This is a genomic window from Bacillus sp. mrc49, from assembly GCF_002803435.1.
The window spans coordinates 1-789 of the sequence record NZ_PHNG01000224.1; the positions used below are offsets into that span (position 1 = coordinate 1).

Sequence of the window (789 nt, forward strand, 5' to 3'; positions counted from 1 at the left end):
AAATACGTAAAGTGAAATCTATGACAAAGAAGCCCTTCGCCGTGAACCTCAATTTATTTCCAAGTCAAACGGCCACGCCAAATGCTGACTTCATTGATATTTTAGTGGACGAAGATGTGAAAATCGTCGAAACGAGCGGCAGAAGTCCAGAGGGATTGATGCCAAAACTTAAAGAGCACGGCTTTACCGTGATCCATAAGGTAGCAAGTGTCAAAAATGCGATTTCTGCAGAGAAATTAGGGGTCGATGCCGTAATTATCGTTGGAAATGAAACAGGCGGCCACCCCGGCATGGGGGATGTAGGAACGCTTGTCATGCTGCCAAGGGTCGTCGATTCCGTTTCCATACCTGTTATTGCGGGAGGGGGCTTTTCAGATGGCAGAAGCCTTGTTAGTGCCTTGTCACTGGGGGCTGAGGGTATCGTCATGGGAACTCGCTTCATGGCCACAAAAGAAGCTCCCATTCATGATCATGTTAAAGACTGGATGGTATCGGCAAATGAAATGGATACGGTCGTCATTCAAAGAAATATAGGAAGCCCATCACGGGTAGCGTTGAATGCTGTCAGTAAGGAAGTGGACCGACTCGAAAATGAAGGAGCCACGATAGAAGCCTTAATTCCGCTCATTACAGGTCAAAGAAGCAAAAAAGTATACTTTGAGGGAGATTTGGATGGAGGTATCTGGTCTTGCGGACAATCCGTCGGACTGATTAAGGAAGTATTGACTGTCGATGAACTGATCAAGCAAATCGTACATGAGGCAAATAACTCGCTCGAATCCGTCCAAA

Annotated in this window: 1 protein-coding gene; it reads left to right on the forward strand. The window is 46.3% G+C overall.

Going from position 1 to position 789, the window contains the following annotated elements; all coding sequences use genetic code 11:
* Positions 1-41 precede the first annotated feature (41 nt).
* On the forward strand, positions 42-789 hold a 748-nt coding region (locus CVN76_RS01595; RefSeq protein WP_198512415.1), incomplete at its 3' end, for an NAD(P)H-dependent flavin oxidoreductase.